Annotated in this window: 14 protein-coding genes; all 14 read right to left on the bottom strand. The window is 44.2% G+C overall.

What is annotated here, in order from left to right; translation table 11 throughout:
• Nucleotides 1-4: 4 nt before the first annotated feature.
• Entirely contained in the window at nucleotides 5-892 is an 888-nt protein-coding gene (gene murB / locus GGR02_RS01460) for a UDP-N-acetylmuramate dehydrogenase (protein WP_260174936.1), read from the bottom strand.
• 133 nt (nucleotides 893-1,025) lie between these two features.
• Nucleotides 1,026-2,126, bottom strand: coding sequence for a stage V sporulation protein E (gene spoVE, locus GGR02_RS01455; protein WP_183182986.1), 1,101 nt, complete (start codon nucleotides 2,124-2,126; stop codon nucleotides 1,026-1,028).
• A gap of 32 nt (nucleotides 2,127-2,158) precedes the next feature.
• Complete coding sequence (gene murD, locus GGR02_RS01450; protein ID WP_183182985.1) at nucleotides 2,159-3,514, bottom strand: UDP-N-acetylmuramoyl-L-alanine--D-glutamate ligase; 1,356 nt, start codon at nucleotides 3,512-3,514, stop codon at nucleotides 2,159-2,161.
• On the bottom strand, nucleotides 3,515-4,489 hold the full coding sequence (gene mraY / locus GGR02_RS01445; protein WP_183182984.1) for a phospho-N-acetylmuramoyl-pentapeptide-transferase: 975 nt from the start codon (nucleotides 4,487-4,489) through the stop codon (nucleotides 3,515-3,517).
• A 110-nt stretch (nucleotides 4,490-4,599) separates the two neighbouring features.
• On the bottom strand, nucleotides 4,600-6,072 hold the full coding sequence (locus tag GGR02_RS01440) for a UDP-N-acetylmuramoyl-L-alanyl-D-glutamate--2,6-diaminopimelate ligase (protein ID WP_183183149.1): 1,473 nt from the start codon (nucleotides 6,070-6,072) through the stop codon (nucleotides 4,600-4,602).
• Nucleotides 6,073-6,153: 81 nt separating this feature from the next.
• Nucleotides 6,154-8,097 carry a stage V sporulation protein D gene (locus tag GGR02_RS01435; protein WP_183182983.1) on the bottom strand — a complete coding sequence of 648 codons (1,944 nt, stop codon included), beginning with the start codon at nucleotides 8,095-8,097 and terminating at the stop codon, nucleotides 6,154-6,156.
• Between the two features lie 82 nt (nucleotides 8,098-8,179).
• Nucleotides 8,180-10,402, bottom strand: a complete 2,223-nt coding sequence (locus GGR02_RS01430; RefSeq protein WP_183182982.1) for a penicillin-binding protein — start codon at nucleotides 10,400-10,402, stop codon at nucleotides 8,180-8,182.
• Nucleotides 10,403-10,408: 6 nt separating this feature from the next.
• Nucleotides 10,409-10,762 carry a cell division protein FtsL gene (gene ftsL / locus GGR02_RS01425; protein ID WP_183182981.1) on the bottom strand — a complete coding sequence of 118 codons (354 nt, stop codon included), beginning with the start codon at nucleotides 10,760-10,762 and terminating at the stop codon, nucleotides 10,409-10,411.
• A 17-nt stretch (nucleotides 10,763-10,779) separates the two neighbouring features.
• Complete coding sequence (rsmH, locus tag GGR02_RS01420; protein ID WP_183183148.1) at nucleotides 10,780-11,709, bottom strand: 16S rRNA (cytosine(1402)-N(4))-methyltransferase RsmH; 930 nt, start codon at nucleotides 11,707-11,709, stop codon at nucleotides 10,780-10,782.
• Between the two features lie 264 nt (nucleotides 11,710-11,973).
• Nucleotides 11,974-13,596, bottom strand: coding sequence for a bacillithiol biosynthesis cysteine-adding enzyme BshC (gene bshC, locus GGR02_RS01415; protein WP_183182980.1), 1,623 nt, complete (start codon nucleotides 13,594-13,596; stop codon nucleotides 11,974-11,976).
• An 80-nt stretch (nucleotides 13,597-13,676) separates the two neighbouring features.
• Nucleotides 13,677-14,060: a DUF3397 domain-containing protein gene (locus GGR02_RS01410; RefSeq protein WP_183182979.1), complete on the bottom strand. Its 384-nt coding sequence runs from the start codon at nucleotides 14,058-14,060 to the stop codon at nucleotides 13,677-13,679.
• Nucleotides 14,053-14,940: a 2-dehydropantoate 2-reductase gene (locus GGR02_RS01405; RefSeq protein ID WP_183182978.1), complete on the bottom strand. Its 888-nt coding sequence runs from the start codon at nucleotides 14,938-14,940 to the stop codon at nucleotides 14,053-14,055. Before GGR02_RS01405 ends, GGR02_RS01410 begins: the two co-directional genes overlap by 8 nt.
• Nucleotides 14,941-15,045: 105 nt before the next feature.
• Nucleotides 15,046-15,633 carry an RsfA family transcriptional regulator gene (locus GGR02_RS01400; RefSeq protein WP_183182977.1) on the bottom strand — a complete coding sequence of 196 codons (588 nt, stop codon included), beginning with the start codon at nucleotides 15,631-15,633 and terminating at the stop codon, nucleotides 15,046-15,048.
• Nucleotides 15,634-15,700: 67 nt separating this feature from the next.
• Entirely contained in the window at nucleotides 15,701-16,465 is a 765-nt protein-coding gene (locus GGR02_RS01395; protein WP_183182976.1) for an enoyl-CoA hydratase/isomerase family protein, read from the bottom strand.
• Between the last annotated feature and the right edge of the window lie 34 nt (nucleotides 16,466-16,499).

Here is a 16,499-nt window from a genome sequence, read left to right as displayed (position 1 = left end):
ATTTTTAGGACTTTCGACCAATGATTTCTACTTCCGTTTCTAAATGAATGCCATATTTTTGCTGAATCGTCTGCTTGACATAGGAAATTAAGTCTAATACATCTTTTGCTTTGGCGTTACCTGTATTCACGATGAAGTTCGCATGTTGTTCAGAAATTTTTGCTCCGCCAATCGCATATCCTTTTAATCCAGCGGCTTCAATCAGTTGACCAGCGTAGTTTGGCAACGGGTTACGGAAAATGCTTCCTGCGCACGGGTAATTCCAAGGCTGTGTATCGCGCCGGTAATCTTTATTTTTTTGCATCATCGCAACAATCGCATCCCGCTCTCCTTTTTTCATTTGCAATACAGCGGCGATACAAATACCTGGACGTTTCGTCTGCAACACCGATGTACGATACGAAAATTCCAATTGTTCGTTTGTTAGCCATTCCATTGTTCCGTCGGGGAACAAAATTTGCGCTTTTTTAACAATCCGTGACATATCCGAACCGTGCGCACCAGCGTTCATATACACCGCCCCGCCGACCGACCCAGGGATACCACCAGCAAACTCTAGTCCAGACAGTCCTTGTTTGCTAATGACTGTTGCCAGTTTAATTAAAGGATAGCCTCCACCAACGGTCACTTCTTCCCCGTCAATCACTAGCTCATCTAATCCTTCCCCGATTTTAATGACTACTCCTTCGATGCCTCCGTCCGATACAAGTAAGTTCGAACCACGTCCAATCGCGCGCCACGTGACTTGGTGTTTGCGCACAATGTCCATCACTTTCCGTAAGCTTTCTATGCTGTTTGGTTCGACAAATATATCGGCAGGCCCGCCTATTTTCATCGTTGTATGTTGGGAAAGCGGCTCGTTTTCTTTCACTTTTCCTACGTTAGCTTCCATCAATTCTTTGAGCAATGTCTGCACGAACATTCTCCTTTCTTACGGTTTTCTATCATCGTATGTGCTTTTTTTCTTCATGTCACTGCAAACAAAATGAGAGGGGCAGGCCTTTGGAAGAACCGTCCCCTTTTCTTTAGTAGCGCGCATGCTTACTAATGTTTAACAACACACCGATTGCCATCAACATGAGCGTCAATGACGACCCTCCGTAGCTTAAAAACGGCAGCGTAATCCCTGTTACTGGCATAAGCCCTGTCACGACACCAATATTAATCATTACTTGAATGGCGACCATCGCGATAATGCCGACCGCTAAAAAACTGCCGTATAAATCTGGCGCACCGAAGGCGATACGCACCCCGCGCCAAAGAAGTAGACTGAACAATAAGATGACGAGCGAACCACCAATAAATCCAAGCTCTTCCGCCAAAATCGCAAAAATAAAATCGGTTTGTGGTTCTGGCAAATAAAAAAATTTTTGTCTGCTTTGCCCCAATCCTAGCCCAAGCAATCCACCTGGGCCAATAGCATAGAGTGATTGAATAATTTGAAAGCCGCTGCCAAGCGGGTCTTCCCACGGGTTTAAAAAGGACGTAATTCGTTTAATACGATACGGAGCGGATAACACGAGCGCCGCAAACCCAGCTAAGCCAACCATTCCAAGCCCAACGAAATGGCTAATGCGGGCGCCGGCGACAAAAATCATTGCAATACACGTACCGACCATCACGGTCCCCGTTCCTAAATCAGGCTGCAACATAATCATGCCAAAGGCGGAAAACACGAGCGCCAACGAAGGAAGCAATCCTTGTTTAAACGATGTTATCGTTTTTTGACGTTCCGATAAATATTTAGCCAAAAACGCAATCATCGCCAGTTTCATAAATTCTGATGGCTGAATCGAAAACGCTCCAACACCAATCCAGCTGCGCGACCCGTTGCGCACCATTCCGACACCTGGAATAAGCACGAGAGCAAGAAGGATGAAACAAATGATGAGCAACACTTTCGCCCAATCGCGCCATACCCAGTAATCGACATTCATAATGAAAAACATCGCAACAACGCCAACACCAGCAAACAATAATTGCCGTTTCGCAAAGAAAAACGGGTCGTGAAATTTGTATTCCGCCCACACCGCACTGGCGCTATATACCATAATAAGCCCGATTGCAAGCAACGAGAACGTAAGAAAAAGGAGCAACACATCAGGCGCAGATTTTTTTTGCGGCAATGCCCAACACCTCAGCTTTATGAACGGTTTGTCTATTTCAGCATATGCACCGCTTGGACAAAAATGTCCCCTCGCTGCTCAAAAGTTTTGTATTGATCCCAACTTGCACAAGCTGGCGACAACAAAATGACATCACCAGGCGCAGATAGTTCGTAAGCAACGGGCACAGCTTTTTCCACATTATCGACATGACAAATCGTTTCTATTCCTGCTTCTTTCGCAACCCTTTCTAATTTCGGTGCCGTTTGACCAAATAAAACGATCGCTTTTACATGACGCAAATATGGAATAAGGGCATCGAATTCATTGCCGCGATCTAATCCACCAGCCAAAAGGATGACCGGCTGACTAGTAAACGCCGCTAGCGCTTTTTGTGTTGCTAATATATTCGTTGCTTTTGAGTCGTTAAAAAACTTTCTTCCAGCCACCGTTCCCACATATTGCAGGCGATGTTTGACGCCAGTAAACGACGTCAACACACGAACAATTGCCTCATTATCTACACCAACTAGCTTCGCCACAGACAACGCAGCTAAAATATTTTCCACATTATGCTTCCCAGGTAAAGCAATATCGGATAGATTTATTATTTTTTCCTCGTCCCAATAAAGGGCGTTCTCGCAAACATAAGCACCGGACGACAACGGCGTTGTCGCGGAAAACCATATTTTTTTCGCCTGCGATAAATCCGCTAGCTTCCTTACCCATTCATCGTCCGCATTCACTACTGCATAGTCGCTTTCCGTTTGATTTTTAAATAAATTTCCTTTCGCCTGTGCGTATGCTTCTTTCGTTCCGTGATAATCTAAATGTGCATCGAATAGGTTTAATAACACCGCGATGTGCGGACGAAATGTTTGGATGCCCATTAGTTGGAACGAAGAAAGCTCCGTGACGATCCAATTGTCTTCAGCAGCTGTTTGGGCTACTTCACAAGCAACCGCCCCGATGTTCCCAGCAATGAGCGGTTGCTTCTTTCCTTCTTTTAGCATTTCATAAATTAACGTCGTCGTTGTCGTTTTGCCATTCGAACCAGTAATACCGATAAACGGTGCTTCGCTAATTTCGTAGGCAAGTTCTACTTCGGTGATAATCGGCAGCCCTTTTTCCATCGCTTTGACGATGAGCGGGTTTGTGTATGGAATTCCTGGATTTTTGACAAGCAAATCGAACGGTTCATCGAGCAACTCAAGCGGGTGCCCTCCACAGACGACACGAATGCCTTTCTGTTCTAACGTTTGTGCCGCTTCGTTTTCTTCTTTCGGCTTTTGGTCATTGACAGCTACAATTGCCCCAAGCTGGTGAAGCAGTTGCGCTGCGGCTAATCCACTTTTTGCTAACCCAACAACAAGTACACGTTTTCCTTGATACGTTGTTACATGTTTCAATTACATCCACACCTCGATATAGATTCCGAGTATCGCAAACAGCAAGCCAACCGCCCAAAAAGTGACGACGACCCGCCATTCCGACCAACCAATTAGTTCATAATGATGGTGAAGCGGACTCATGCGAAATACTCGTTTTCCTGTTGTTTTAAATGAAATGACTTGAATAATCACTGATAACGTTTCGATGACAAACACCCCGCCAATAATGACGAGCAACAATTCTAACTTTGTCAGCATTGCCACTGTTGCAATTGCTCCCCCTAACGCTAGCGACCCCGTATCCCCCATAAACACTTTCGCAGGATGAGCGTTAAAAACGAGAAAGCCAAGCACTGCGCCAACAACGGCAACGCTGAAAATCGCCACATCGTACTGTTGTTGATTCCATGCCAATACAGCGTAAGCACCAAACGCAATCGCCGCTGTTCCCGATAACAACCCGTCAAGCCCGTCGGTTAAATTGACCGCATTAGAGCCGCCGACAAGCATCACAAGCATTAACAGAAGGTAGCCAATACCTAAATCGAACGACACGTTCGTCCCTGGAATATGTAGCACCGTTGAAAATTGCTCTTGACGATACACAAAATAAAAAATAACAGCGATGATTAATTGTCCTACTAGTTTTTGTTTGCTCGTTAAGCCAAGGTTCCGCTTCATCACCACTTTAATAAAATCGTCAAGAAAACCGAGCAGTCCGTATCCAATCGTCACAAATAAAAGCAAATACGTTTCTACTGTGAGATGCGAATACTTTTTCGTCATCAACCATGTCGTGACGACAATCGACAACAAAATCATGATTCCGCCCATCGTTGGCGTCCCAGATTTTTTTTGATGGGATTTCGGTCCTTCTTCTCGAATACTTTGCCCAAATTTTAACCTCCGCAAAAACGGAATGAAAAGTGGGGATAGTACGACCGTAATAAAAAATGCTGTTACAATTGAAATGAGTATTACTTGTTCTGTCATGATGATTCACTTCCTTCTTTCCTTTGAGCACGGAACCATATATGCCATGGTCGTTCTTATTAACGATATATCATATGTGCCATTTTTCGCAATATGATGGCAACTCCCCGCTAACATGACCCCTCGCGCTCCTTTATCGCTTCGCGGGCAACAAGTCGGTCATCAAAGTGCAACACTTGTTCTCCGATAATTTGGTACGTTTCATGCCCTTTTCCTGCGATTAAAATAACGTCACCTGCTTGCGCCTGCTGAATGGCATAGCGAATCGCTTCTTTTCGGTCGACGATCGACACGTACGACTCACCTCTTACCCCGTCTTCCATGTCTTGCAAAATCGCTTCTGGTTGCTCAGAGCGAGGATTATCCGAAGTAAAGATCGCCACATCCGCATGTTGGACGGCAATTTTCGCCATTAACGGACGTTTCGTGCGGTCGCGGTCGCCACCGCAGCCAACGACGACATATATATTGCGCTTAGCAAACTGGCGAATCGTTTTTAATACATTTTCTAAGCTATCTGGCGTATGGGCATAGTCAACGATTACTGTAAAGTTTTGCCCTTCATCGACTGTTTCAAACCGACCAGGTACCCCTTGGATCTCCCCTATCGCTTCCACAATCGTTGACAGCGAAACGCCTGAGGCAAGGCAAGCAGCAGTTGCCGCTAATATATTATATACGTTGAACCGCCCGATGAGCTTTGTTTGTATTTGCGTTTCTTCTGTCGGTGTCACGATCGTAAACACCATCCCGCTAGGTGTGATGTCAATCGCTTTCGCCATAATGTCGCTTTTCGTTTCTATTCCGTACGTAATAATCGTAGCGGCAGTCATTCGTTTATATTGTTCAGAAGCCGAATCATCGTTGTTCAATATAGCGAATTTCGGACGCGTATGATCAAAGCGGTTGCCAAGCTGCGCAAACAAAAGCCCTTTTGCCAACCGATACTCTTCCATCGTGTGATGATAGTCTAAATGGTCTTGCGTTAAATTCGTAAATACCGCCACATCATAATCACAGCCATGGACGCGCCCCATATGAAGCGCATGGGACGACACTTCCATCATCGCCACATCGACACCGGCATCAACCATTTGCTTAAACGTTTGTTGGAGTACGAGCGATTCTGGAGTTGTGTTTTGCACGTCGTACGTTTCATCGCCGATTTTTGTGTAGAGCGTACCGATTAATCCTGTTTTCTTCTCGGCTTTGCGAAAAATTTGTTCGATGAGATGCGTTGTCGTCGTTTTTCCGTTTGTTCCTGTAACCCCGATTAAGTGCAGCTTATGCGTCGGTTGCCCGTAAAACGCATCCGCTAATACCGCCATTGCTCGCTTGCTGTCGCGAACGAGAACGACAGGAACGGGAACATCGACAGGGCGTTCAGCAATCACCGCTACTGCTCCGTTTGCAACGGCTTGCGAAGCAAACGCATGCCCGTCCACCGTAAATCCTTTAATACAAATAAATAACGCGCCTTTTGTTACCTTTCGCGAATCCATTTCAATTGACGTAATCGTCGGATTTTCTCCACTATATATCGTAAAATCATGCAAATAAGAAAGCAATGTTTGTAACTTCATCATGTTCATCCCTCTCATGAAAGTTCTCTTTTCCGGAGAAGCAATCCCTACAAAAACGGAAAAGAAGGGGTTGGAAGCCCCTTATTGATTGCGACTAGTTTCGCCGCTCGCTTTCGGTCCTAACAAAATGCGAATCGTTGACCCTTCCTCTACTTTGACGCCTGCTTTCGGTGCTTGGTCAATGACGACTTCGCCATCGCCACTAACATCTAATTTTAAGTTAAAAAGCTGCTCTTGCAAGTCTTTTTTTGTTAAACCTTCTAAATCCGGAACTTCGACCATTTTCGGTTCGTTCCATGCCCGCTCTTTTTCCAATTGTCCTTGGCGTGGTTTGACCCCAAGTGTACGCAAGCTGTCTTCCATAATTTTTCCGACAATTGGTGCTGCTACGACCCCGCCAAATTGCACTGTTCCTTTCGGATGGTCGACCGCTACATAAACAACTAATTTCGGATCGTCCGCTGGAGCAAAACCAATAAACGACACAATATAGTTATCTTTTAAATAGCGGCCCCCTTGTGCTTTTTGTGCCGTTCCCGTTTTTCCGCCGACGCGGTATCCTTCCACAAATGCCCCTTTCCCTGTTCCTTGTGCCACAACGCTTTCTAATGCAAACCGAACTTGCTTTGACGTTTCCTCGGAAATAACACGTCGCTTCGCTTTCGGGGTATTACGGCTAATGACTTCCCCTGTTTCTGGGTCGACCCATTCTTTCGCGATATATGGGGTGTACAATATTCCACCGTTAATTGTTGCTGCCACGGCTGCTACTTGCTGAATTGGTGTCACGGAAACCCCTTGGCCGAACGCAGTCGTTGCTAATTCCACAGGTCCAACCCGCTTTGTATCGAATAAAATCCCTGTTCCTTCCCCTTGCAAGTCAATGCCCGTTTTTGCACCGAACCCGAACGATTTAATATAATGAAACAGCTTTTCTTTCCCTAGCCGCTCTCCTAACTCAACAAACCCAGGGTTGCATGAGTTTTGCACGACTTCTAAAAATGTTTCGCTTCCGTGTCCACCTTTTTTCCAGCACCGTAACGTTGCTCCAGCCACTTTCACATATCCCGGATCGTAAAAATGATCTTTTAATAAATTGACTTTTTTCTCTTCAAGCGCGGCTGCTAGCGTAATAATTTTAAACGTCGACCCTGGCTCATATGTGCTCCATACTGGCAAATTACGATTGTAAATTTCGGCTGGGACGTTGCGATAGTTTGCTGGGTCGAACGTTGGACGGCTTGACATCGCTAATATTTCTCCTGTATTTGGATCCATGGCAATGGCAATCATCCCGTCCGGATGATATGTTGCTTCAGCAATATCTAGTTCCCGTTCGACAATCGTCTGAATACGCGAATCAATCGTTAATTTTAAATTTAACCCATCCGTTGGTGGGGTGTAATGATCGGCTAAGTTGGGCATTCGCTTCCCTTTTGCATCCGAGTAAAACTCGACCGAGCCTTTTTGCCCCTTCAACTCTTTGTCATAATATAACTCTAACCCTGTTAATCCTTGATTATCAATCCCAGTAAATCCAAGCACATGCGACAAGTAACTCCCAAATGGATAATATCGTTTCGTATCTTCCGCAATATATACCCCTTTTAAATCAAGGGAACGAATTTCTTTTGCTTTCTCGTTCGAAATTTTTCTTCCTTGTGGAATACGTACGATGAGCGTTTGTTTCGTAATGTACTGATATACTTCTTCCACCGACATGTTGAGTGCCTCTGCTAGCTTTTTTGCTGTATCGGCCGGATTTTCCACTTGTCTCGGCATGACGTACACGGTTGGAGCGCTCATGTTCGTCGCCAACGGGACACCATTTCGATCTAAAATCTCTCCCCGTTTCGGCTCAAACGGAATGTTACGACTCCACGAGTCTTTCGCTTTTTGGGCAAGCACATCCCCAAGAATTAACTGCACATACCCTAACCGAATATCGATAATCGCAAAAATAAGCACCCCAATAAACAGTACGATGGCAAGCCGTTTGCGCACCATTACGTTAGACACGCGCATATAAATGGAACCTCCCTTATAAATAGGCTCGTTCCACTATATGCTTGTACTTGTTTTTATAGAACGTCCCCCGCTTTTCCCTTTAATCGACAGGGCCTTTATCCTCTTTGTTCGTTTGTGATGTTTGTTCTTGAGTAACTTTCTCTTGCCATTTCGATGGTTCCGCTAGCTCTAAAATGACATAATCCCCTTCTCTCACACTGCTTCGCGGTTGAATGCTTTGTGCTACAACGTACCCGCTTCCTTTGACGCTCGGTTTCAAACCAAGCAATTCAGCCACTTTTAGCGCATCACGCAACGACCAGCCCCGCAAATCTGGCATGTTCACTGTTCCATTTGTTTTCAAAAGAATTCGTTCGCCGCTCATTATTTTTTCTCCTGCCATTGGAAGCTGTACTTCTACCTCTGTCCCGCCGCCAATTACAACAGGCAATAGCCCTCTTGCTTTCGCATCTTTCACTGTCGCATCGACCGTTTGCCCAACATAGGATGGCAATTCAATTCCTTTGTTATCAACCGATTTCTCTTGTTTTTCAGCGGAAGGACGAATGTTTAAATATTGTAAACTGTTTTTCATTACCGTATTAAAAATGAGCGAAACAGGGGCTGACCCCGTTTCCGTCGGGGACAATTTCGGTTGTTGAACAGCAACGTACATTAATAGTTGCGGATTTTCTTTCGGCGCCATTCCTAAAAACGAAAAAATGTAGTTTTCATAACCAGTTAAATAGCCGCCTTTCGGGGAAGGAATTTGCGCAGTCCCTGTCTTCCCAGCCACTCGGTATCCTTCAATTTGGTACGGACGCCCCGTCCCTTTCTCCGACGTTACAACCGTTTCTAATATATCTAGTACTTTTTGCGCCGTTTCTTTTGTAATCGGTTCACCGACCACTTCTGGGTGGTGTTGCACAACTACTTTATTCGTATCCGGGTCGACAATGCGGTCGACCACATACGGCTTCATCATTTTCCCACCGTTCGCAATCGCTGTTGCCGCTTGAATTTGCTGAATTGGGGTTATGGACGTTCCTTGTCCAAATGCCGTCGTTAACTTTTCAATCGGATAGCGATACAAAATATTGCCAAGCGCTTCCCCAGGCAAATCAATGCCTGTTTTCACATTAAAGTGAAACCGGTATAAATATTGCAAAAAGCGGTCTTCGCCCAATTTTTCTTTCACTAATTTCGCAAAAGCTACGTTAGAGGAACGCTGGACCCCTTCGTTAAACGTAATCGTTCCCCATCCTACTTTGTTATGGTCGCGAATGACATTTGCTCCGACTCGATAAGAACCGGAACGATACAGTTCATTGCCGTTATACACTCCTTCGTTAATGGCTGCGGCGAGCGTAAACATTTTCATCGTCGAGCCTGGTTCGTAAGGGTATGAAATGGCGTCATTTAAATAGTTCGTAATGTTGCGTTTGTTTGGGTCGAAGCTTGGTCGTGTCCCCATCGCTAAAATTTCGCCTGTTTTCGGATTAGCAACAATCGCAATAATTTTTTTCGGCTCGTACTGTTTTTCCACTTGATTCATCGCATCTTCTAAAAACGTTTGAATTTTTTGGTCGATTGTTAAATACACTTCATCTCCATTATCCGGTGGAACGATTTTTTCTTTCGTATCTGGTAGCCGAAAACCATCTTTATCACGTTCAAAGACGACGTATCCATTTTTTTCTTGCAAATAACGGTCTAAACTTTTCTCAATCCCCATCATACCAACGGTTTCCGTTTTTTCACTACTTACTTCTTGTTTTTGTGCATACCCAACGACATACGAAGCAAACGTCCCGTTCGGATAAAATCGCTTCGTATCCCGAATAAATCCGATGCCTGGAAGTTTTAATGCTTCAATTTTTTGTTTCAATTCATAGCTAATATCACGGCCATGCAACCCAAACTCTACTTGCTTTGCCTTTTTTGTTAAAATACGTTCCACGTCATGAACATCCATATGTAAAAGGGGGGCAAGTTTTTCTGCTGTTCGCTCCGGATCGACGACGTGCTTCGGATCATTTGGGTCGATCGTCATTTTCGGGTCAAGCACCGCCATTAGCGTATAAGACGGTGTATCTTCTGCTAATACTTCTCCATTCCGATCGAGAATCGCTCCTCGCTTCGCGGCAAGCGTTTGTTGTTTTTCGTATTGTCTTTCCGCTTCAATCGCCAGCACTTTCCCATCTGCCTTGCCAGTTGCTTGAATTTGCACAAACCGAAACATTAACACAAAAAAGAGCAGACCAAATATCACAAACAGAATGACTGCTCCTTTATGCGTATTTTTATGCTTTTTCTCACTCATCGCCCATCATTCCTGTACAACTTTTACGTTATTTTCGTTTAACGATAACCCTAGTTCCTTCGCCTTTTCTAAAATGCGCTCATACGTGCTTAATTGCTGGACTTCGACGTATAAATCGTTGTTATGTTTTTTTTGCTCGTCAATCGCCCCTTCTAGTTGTTGAATATGTTTATTTACTTGATAAATAGAAACTTGGTTAGAAACGATTTGAATCGATGCATACACAGCGAATAAAAAGAACGAAACGAAAAGAAGCTTCTCTGCTAACGTCAAACGGAATTTCCGTTTCCGTTTAACTTTCGGACGAACAGATGGCTGTTGACGCTGTTTCTCTTGAATTTTAACTGCTGTATTGCTCACATCTTTCCCTCCTTCTCCTACAATTTTTCCGCGATGCGCAACTTGGCAGAGCGAGCGCGGTTGTTTGTCGCGAGTTCCGTTTCCGATGGAACGATCGGTTTTTTCGTAATAAGTTTTAATTTTGGTTTGTATTGTTCAGGAATCATCGGCAACCCCGGAGGCAACTTTGGTCCTTCACTTGCTTCTTTAAAAGCTACTTTGCAAATGCGGTCTTCTAAAGAATGGAACGTAATAACGCTAATTCTCCCTCCCGGTGCTAATAAATCAATGGCTTGCTGAATCGCCTCTTGAAACGCCTGCAGTTCATCGTTCACCGCAATTCGAATCGCCTGAAAAATCCGCTTTGCTGGATGTCCACCGCTTCTTCGGGCTGGCGCTGGAATCGCTTCTTTAATCAATTCGACGAGTTCTCCCGTCGTGTCGATCGGTTTTTGTTTTCGTGCAGCTTCAATTTTTCGAGCTACTTGTTTTGAAAACTTTTCTTCTCCGTAATGAAAGAAAATATGTACGAGCTTCTCATATGGCCACGTATTGACAATATCGTATGCCGTTAACGGCTCGTCGCGATTCATTCGCATATCGAGCGGCGCATCGTGATGATAGCTGAAACCGCGTTCTGGTGTATCTAATTGCGGCGAAGAAACACCGAGGTCAAACAAAATGCCGTCCACTTCATAAACGCCATATTCCGCTAGTTTTGCGGCTAAAAAGCGAAAATTGCTTTTAATGAACGTCACTTGCTGCTCGTAGCGTGCTAGTTTTTGTTTTGCATGAGCAATTGCTATCTCATCTTGGTCAAAGGCAAACAATCGCCCGTTAGAAAGCTTTGAAAGCAAATATTCGCTATGCCCTCCGCCACCAAGTGTACAATCAACGTAAACGCCGTTAGGCTTTATTTGCAATCCATCTACCGTTTCTTTTAATAAGACTGTCGTGTGTTGAAACACCGTCTCACCACCTTTTGTCATGTTGTCTCTCCTTCTATGTGTGCTGTTCATTTATTATACAACAAAATCAAACAAATTTTTAGGTGTTTTCTGTAAAAAATCGTCTTGTTCTGTTTTATTTTGTCGCTTTTCGTCTAATGATTCCATCGGTCAAACCGAACATTTATTTTACTTTTATTTCCACGATTATATTCTTTCTGTACTATTCTCTTTTCCAAAAAAAAATCCTGTAAAACACAGGATTTTTTCGTTCGACGTTTTCTGTTATATATATACAATTTTATGCAAATTGTTCCATTCATAACGACGTTGCATGAGGCGAGGCAGAAAATCAAACCCGTATTTATTGATATAATAGAAAACGTTCCAAACCCGCTCCTGAGGCGCTTTATTCGGCCATAACGACGTCTCGAGACGGGCAAACTTTCTCCACTCTACGTCATATTTTTTCTCAATCGCTCGTTGCAACGTTTGGTGAAGGAAATCGATTTGTGCCTGAAGGAAAGCGGCATTTTTCGTCAAAACATTCGCTAGCCCGCGATCGATTTCCATGCCGATTTCTCGCAACGGTCGATGAACCTCTTCGATTTTCGCTTTTGCCGTTATAATCATTTCATCGAGCGGATAGTTGATTTGCCGATTTCTCCATTCTGCTTTCGCTACATCCATTTTTCCTTGCAATACTTGTTCTACCGTCAGTCCTAATTCTTGCAAATCCGTTTGAATCGAGCGCTCGACTAATGTGACAGTAAAGCGTGGAATGACTGGTGGCATCGTGTAGCCAAACAGCGGAAACGTTTCTTTCAGCTCCGCCCAATATGCAATTTCTCCCGGACCAGCAATAAAGGCAAGCGTCGGAAATAAAAACTCTTGCATCAGCGGACGGGTTACGACGTTGTTGCTTAATTTGTATGGTTCTGTTTGTGCCAGCAATAATAGTTCATCTTGCGAAAACTGAATGCCGCCTTTTTTGTTGCAGAACTTTCCTTCCTCATACTCTAGCAACCATCGTTCTTTTCCGTCGTAATAAAAAAGATTGGCACACGATGAGTGGATCATAAGCGCCTTTTGATACCCTAGTTCGGCTAGTCGCTCTTGCTGTAAAAGCACCGCGTTCGTCACGTCTTGATGACGTTTAATGAGCGAGGCAAAAAATTCACTTTCCATCGTTCGTAATTCTCGATGAGCAGCATCCACCACTACTAATCCTTCTTTGGCAAACAACCGCAACACAATCGCGGCAAAAAAATCGACAAACGTCGCTGCTTGCTCTAAGCAATCATCGAAAAAGCGAAGCAGATCATTCGTCGTCTCCGTTTCTCCGTATGTTTCTACAACTTCTCTTACCCATTTTTTACACAATGCTCGGTCGATGACACATTCTGAAGCCATGCGTTTCTCCCGAATGCCATGCGGATACGTTCGTTTTTGAATCGTTCCGTTTTCCGCAATGTATACGTGGTCAATTTCGGCAATATCGTGATCTTCCCCAGCAATCCAAAAGACCGGGATCACCGGTACACCGAGCTTTTCTTCTTGTTCTTTCGCAAGCTGAATAATTGATATTATTTTATAAATCGTGTAGAGAGGACCAGTCAACAGCCCGGCTTGCTGTCCACCGATGACAACGACACTTTCCGGATTCGCTAGTTTTTGAATGTTTGCAAACGTTTCTTCGCTTGCTTGCAACGTTTTATGATACGTAAGCAAGTGGTCGACAAGTAATTGCCGCGGATATAGTCGTTCGCGAATGTCACGCACTCTTTGTCGAAACAAATCGCTCGTTTTTAAGTTGTATGAAAACCCTTTTTCGATTGGAAACGTTCCCGCCATGTAGTCAGTGGCTAGCGGGTTCGTTGCCCCTAAAGCGATTTCCCCTATCTCCATCGAAAAAAACTTCCTTTCTCAGTCATAATATTCTTGCCTGATTATACCACGCTTCCACCTAAAAATGAAAAAATATGCGCTTACAGATTCGTCACGCGCACGAAAATACCGTAACTAAGCAATCCTACATAAAGAAAGAAAAATAAAAGAAAACTAAATCGCCAAAATAGGCGGAAAATCGTTGGAATATGTATGTCCCCTTTTTTCTTCCAATAGCCAATAACAAATACTAAGTGAAGTAAAAGCAAACTAATCAGCATGACCGGAAAATACGATTTTCCCCAAATCGCCACGATGAAAAAATGGACAGCTACAATAAAAAAGAACGTCGACACATTAATCGCCACATAAAACGATTTTTTCTTTTTCCGTGTCCATTTTCTTGCGATGAAATAGACAACAAAAAACGCCAATAATGGAATTGTCACAAACGCTGCAGTTATATGTGCAACAACGTTACCCATGCTTCTCCATTCCTTTCACCGCATAAAATAAAAACTGACAAAGCGAGGTTGCTACTCCTCTTTTTTTTCCTTCCTCAAGCACATAGCCTAAAATCGCTTCTACTTCCGTCTTTCGCCTATGCTCGATGTCTGATAGCATCGACGACCGATTCGCTGCTGTTTTTTCGCAAATGGCTACAATGCGATGCCATGCGCTTTCTCTATTCGATAACGCCAACGAGTCGCACACTTCGGCAAACAATTGTTTCATCATTTCTGTATATTCTTGGATGCGGATCAGTTCGCCATTTTGAATGCGCAAAATGGTCGTCAACGGATTAATGACTGCATTGACGACTAATTTGTCCGTTAACATCGTCTGCCAATCGTCTGTATATTCAATCGGAAAATAAGGAATTTTTCCATCTAATAGCTTTTCTGCTTGTCCGAGCGTTCCTTGAAACAGAGAAAGCGTCATTTTTCCTATCCCTGTATGTTCAACTGTACAATCATCATGTTTAAGCGCTCCGTGTTCAACGACTCCTAATACAATGTTCCGCTCTTTCCATTGGGACAATAGCCGAAGATGGTTCATTCCGTTTTGCAAAAATAATAACGTTGTCGTAGAAGGCACGTTTGTTAACTGCGAGAGCACGTCGGACAGATGATATTGTTTCACCGTAATAAATAATACGTCTGCTTGTACCTTTTCCGCCCCAAACAACGCGGCACGAACACGGATACGTTGTTCCCTCCCTTGTTTGCATAAGCGCAATTGTTGCTCGTTTAAGCGATCAGCTTGCTCTTGCCGCCGCGTATAAACGGTCACTTCAAAATATGGCGACAAATAAGCAGCGAGTAAAAGCCCAATCGCTCCACCGCCAATGATACCTATTCTCATCATCAATTTCCCCACTTTCTCCAAAACAGCCCTTGCGCCTATTTTACCAAATTTCTCATTCATCCGTTAATAGAAAAAGCTGATCGAAATCGACCAGCTGGCTCGTTATTTTTCTAGTTTTTCAAGATTTCCGTTCCGATCCATTTGGAATTTCATTTTTTTTGCTTGTTCTTCTTCCTCGAGAACGACCATTTTGCGCGCCCGTTCCATAATGCCCATAAGCGTTTGGTAATCTTCTTTCATCGTGTTTAACTCTTTTTGGAGCTGCTCTTTTTCCATTTGCAGCTTTGTCACCATTTGCTGCAGCTGCTCCATGTCCCGTTTTAACGCCCGGTTTTCATCGGCGATATGCTGGTAGTGAGCAAAAGACTGCTGGGATGATTGCAAAAAGGCAATGACATCTTGCCACGTCACTTTTACTCGTTCGCCTTCCCGCTCTTCTTTCAGCGGCGATTTTTCATGTTTCCGTTTTTCTTTCCGCTGCTTTTTCGCCAATTCAATCGCTTCTTGGTACTGTTTCCGTACATACGAATTCCAGCGAAAGCCGCAAGCAGCAGCGGTGCGCGACAAGCGTCTTCCCACTTCTTCAAACGCTTGCAGCTGCGTCCCACCTTCACGAATATGACGTAACACTACCTCTGCTAACAACAAATCTTCGTCTTGTGTCCATGCATCTTGGCGCACGTTCGTCATTTCCCTTCCCCCTAGTCGCTTTTTTCACTATATGTATGCAACTAGTAGAAAAGATAGAAGGGGGAAGTCATTTTCGATTTAAAAAAGTTCGCACTGCTTCTTCATGTTCTTCCGACTCCCAAAGAACGGCGCATTGCTCGATTTCTGCAAAAAATTTGGCGCGAAACTCATCTGTCTTCCATTTTTTCACGGCATATTGTTTATACGCACGGAGTACAGGCACCGATTGGGCTAAATACGGAGAGAGCAACTTACGACACTGTTCTTTTCCATTTCCTTCCGTAAGCACCGCATGAACCCATCCGTACTCGACCATTTTTTCGATTGGCACTCGCTCGGCCCGAAGCAAAAGATCTAGGGCATACGCATATGGCAATTTTTCAAACAGCATGCTTGCTCCGCCCCAGCCGGTTGTAATGCCTAGCGTCCCTTGAATAAACCCTGCTTTAATGCCTTGTTTAGCGTAACGAAAATCACAAGCAGTCGCCAGCTCACAACCACCGCCGACCGCCATGCCATTTAATAAAGCAACTGTCGGTTTAGAAAGCGTTAATAGCGAGTATAAAATAGTGCCCATTTTCGACAACATACGGTACGCTTCTTCTTTCGTATGCAAATGGTGAAATTCGCTTAAATCGCCGCCTGAGCAAAACGCCTGATCGCCGGCTCCGGTAATGACAAGCACTTTCACTTTATCATTTTCTTCTACGAGCCGAATCGTATCTTGCAGCGCATCCATCACCTCATCATTAATCGCGTTTCGCTTCTCTGGTCGATTAATCGTAAACCAAACAATGCCATCGTAATCTCGCTCCAATAACACTGAACTCATCTTTTTTCCCTCCTCCCTATATATGTTGGCTGTT

The organism is Anoxybacteroides voinovskiense (assembly GCF_014196205.1).
Classification (GTDB): Bacteria; Bacillota; Bacilli; order Bacillales; family Anoxybacillaceae; genus Anoxybacteroides; species Anoxybacteroides voinovskiense.
The sequence above is the reverse complement of the archived record's forward strand: the minus strand, read 5'-3'. Positions and strand labels throughout refer to the sequence as shown.

What these genes read in the sequence shown, in the direction of transcription:
- murB (WP_260174936.1), bottom strand. Translation starts at nt 892, where the DNA reads ATGGAAGCTAACGTAGGAAAAGTGAAAGAAAACGAGCCGCTTTCCCAA.
- mraY (WP_183182984.1), bottom strand. Translation starts at nt 4,489, where the DNA reads ATGACAGAACAAGTAATACTCATTTCAATTGTAACAGCATTTTTTATT.
- GGR02_RS01440 (WP_183183149.1), bottom strand. Translation starts at nt 6,072, where the DNA reads ATGAAGTTACAAACATTGCTTTCTTATTTGCATGATTTTACGATATAT.
- GGR02_RS01435 (WP_183182983.1), bottom strand. Translation starts at nt 8,097, where the DNA reads ATGCGCGTGTCTAACGTAATGGTGCGCAAACGGCTTGCCATCGTACTG.
- GGR02_RS01430 (WP_183182982.1), bottom strand. Translation starts at nt 10,402, where the DNA reads ATGAGTGAGAAAAAGCATAAAAATACGCATAAAGGAGCAGTCATTCTG.
- bshC (WP_183182980.1), bottom strand. Translation starts at nt 13,596, where the DNA reads ATGGAGATAGGGGAAATCGCTTTAGGGGCAACGAACCCGCTAGCCACT.
- GGR02_RS01410 (WP_183182979.1), bottom strand. Translation starts at nt 14,060, where the DNA reads ATGGGTAACGTTGTTGCACATATAACTGCAGCGTTTGTGACAATTCCA.
- GGR02_RS01405 (WP_183182978.1), bottom strand. Translation starts at nt 14,940, where the DNA reads ATGAGAATAGGTATCATTGGCGGTGGAGCGATTGGGCTTTTACTCGCT.
- GGR02_RS01400 (WP_183182977.1), bottom strand. Translation starts at nt 15,633, where the DNA reads ATGACGAACGTGCGCCAAGATGCATGGACACAAGACGAAGATTTGTTG.
- GGR02_RS01395 (WP_183182976.1), bottom strand. Translation starts at nt 16,465, where the DNA reads ATGAGTTCAGTGTTATTGGAGCGAGATTACGATGGCATTGTTTGGTTT.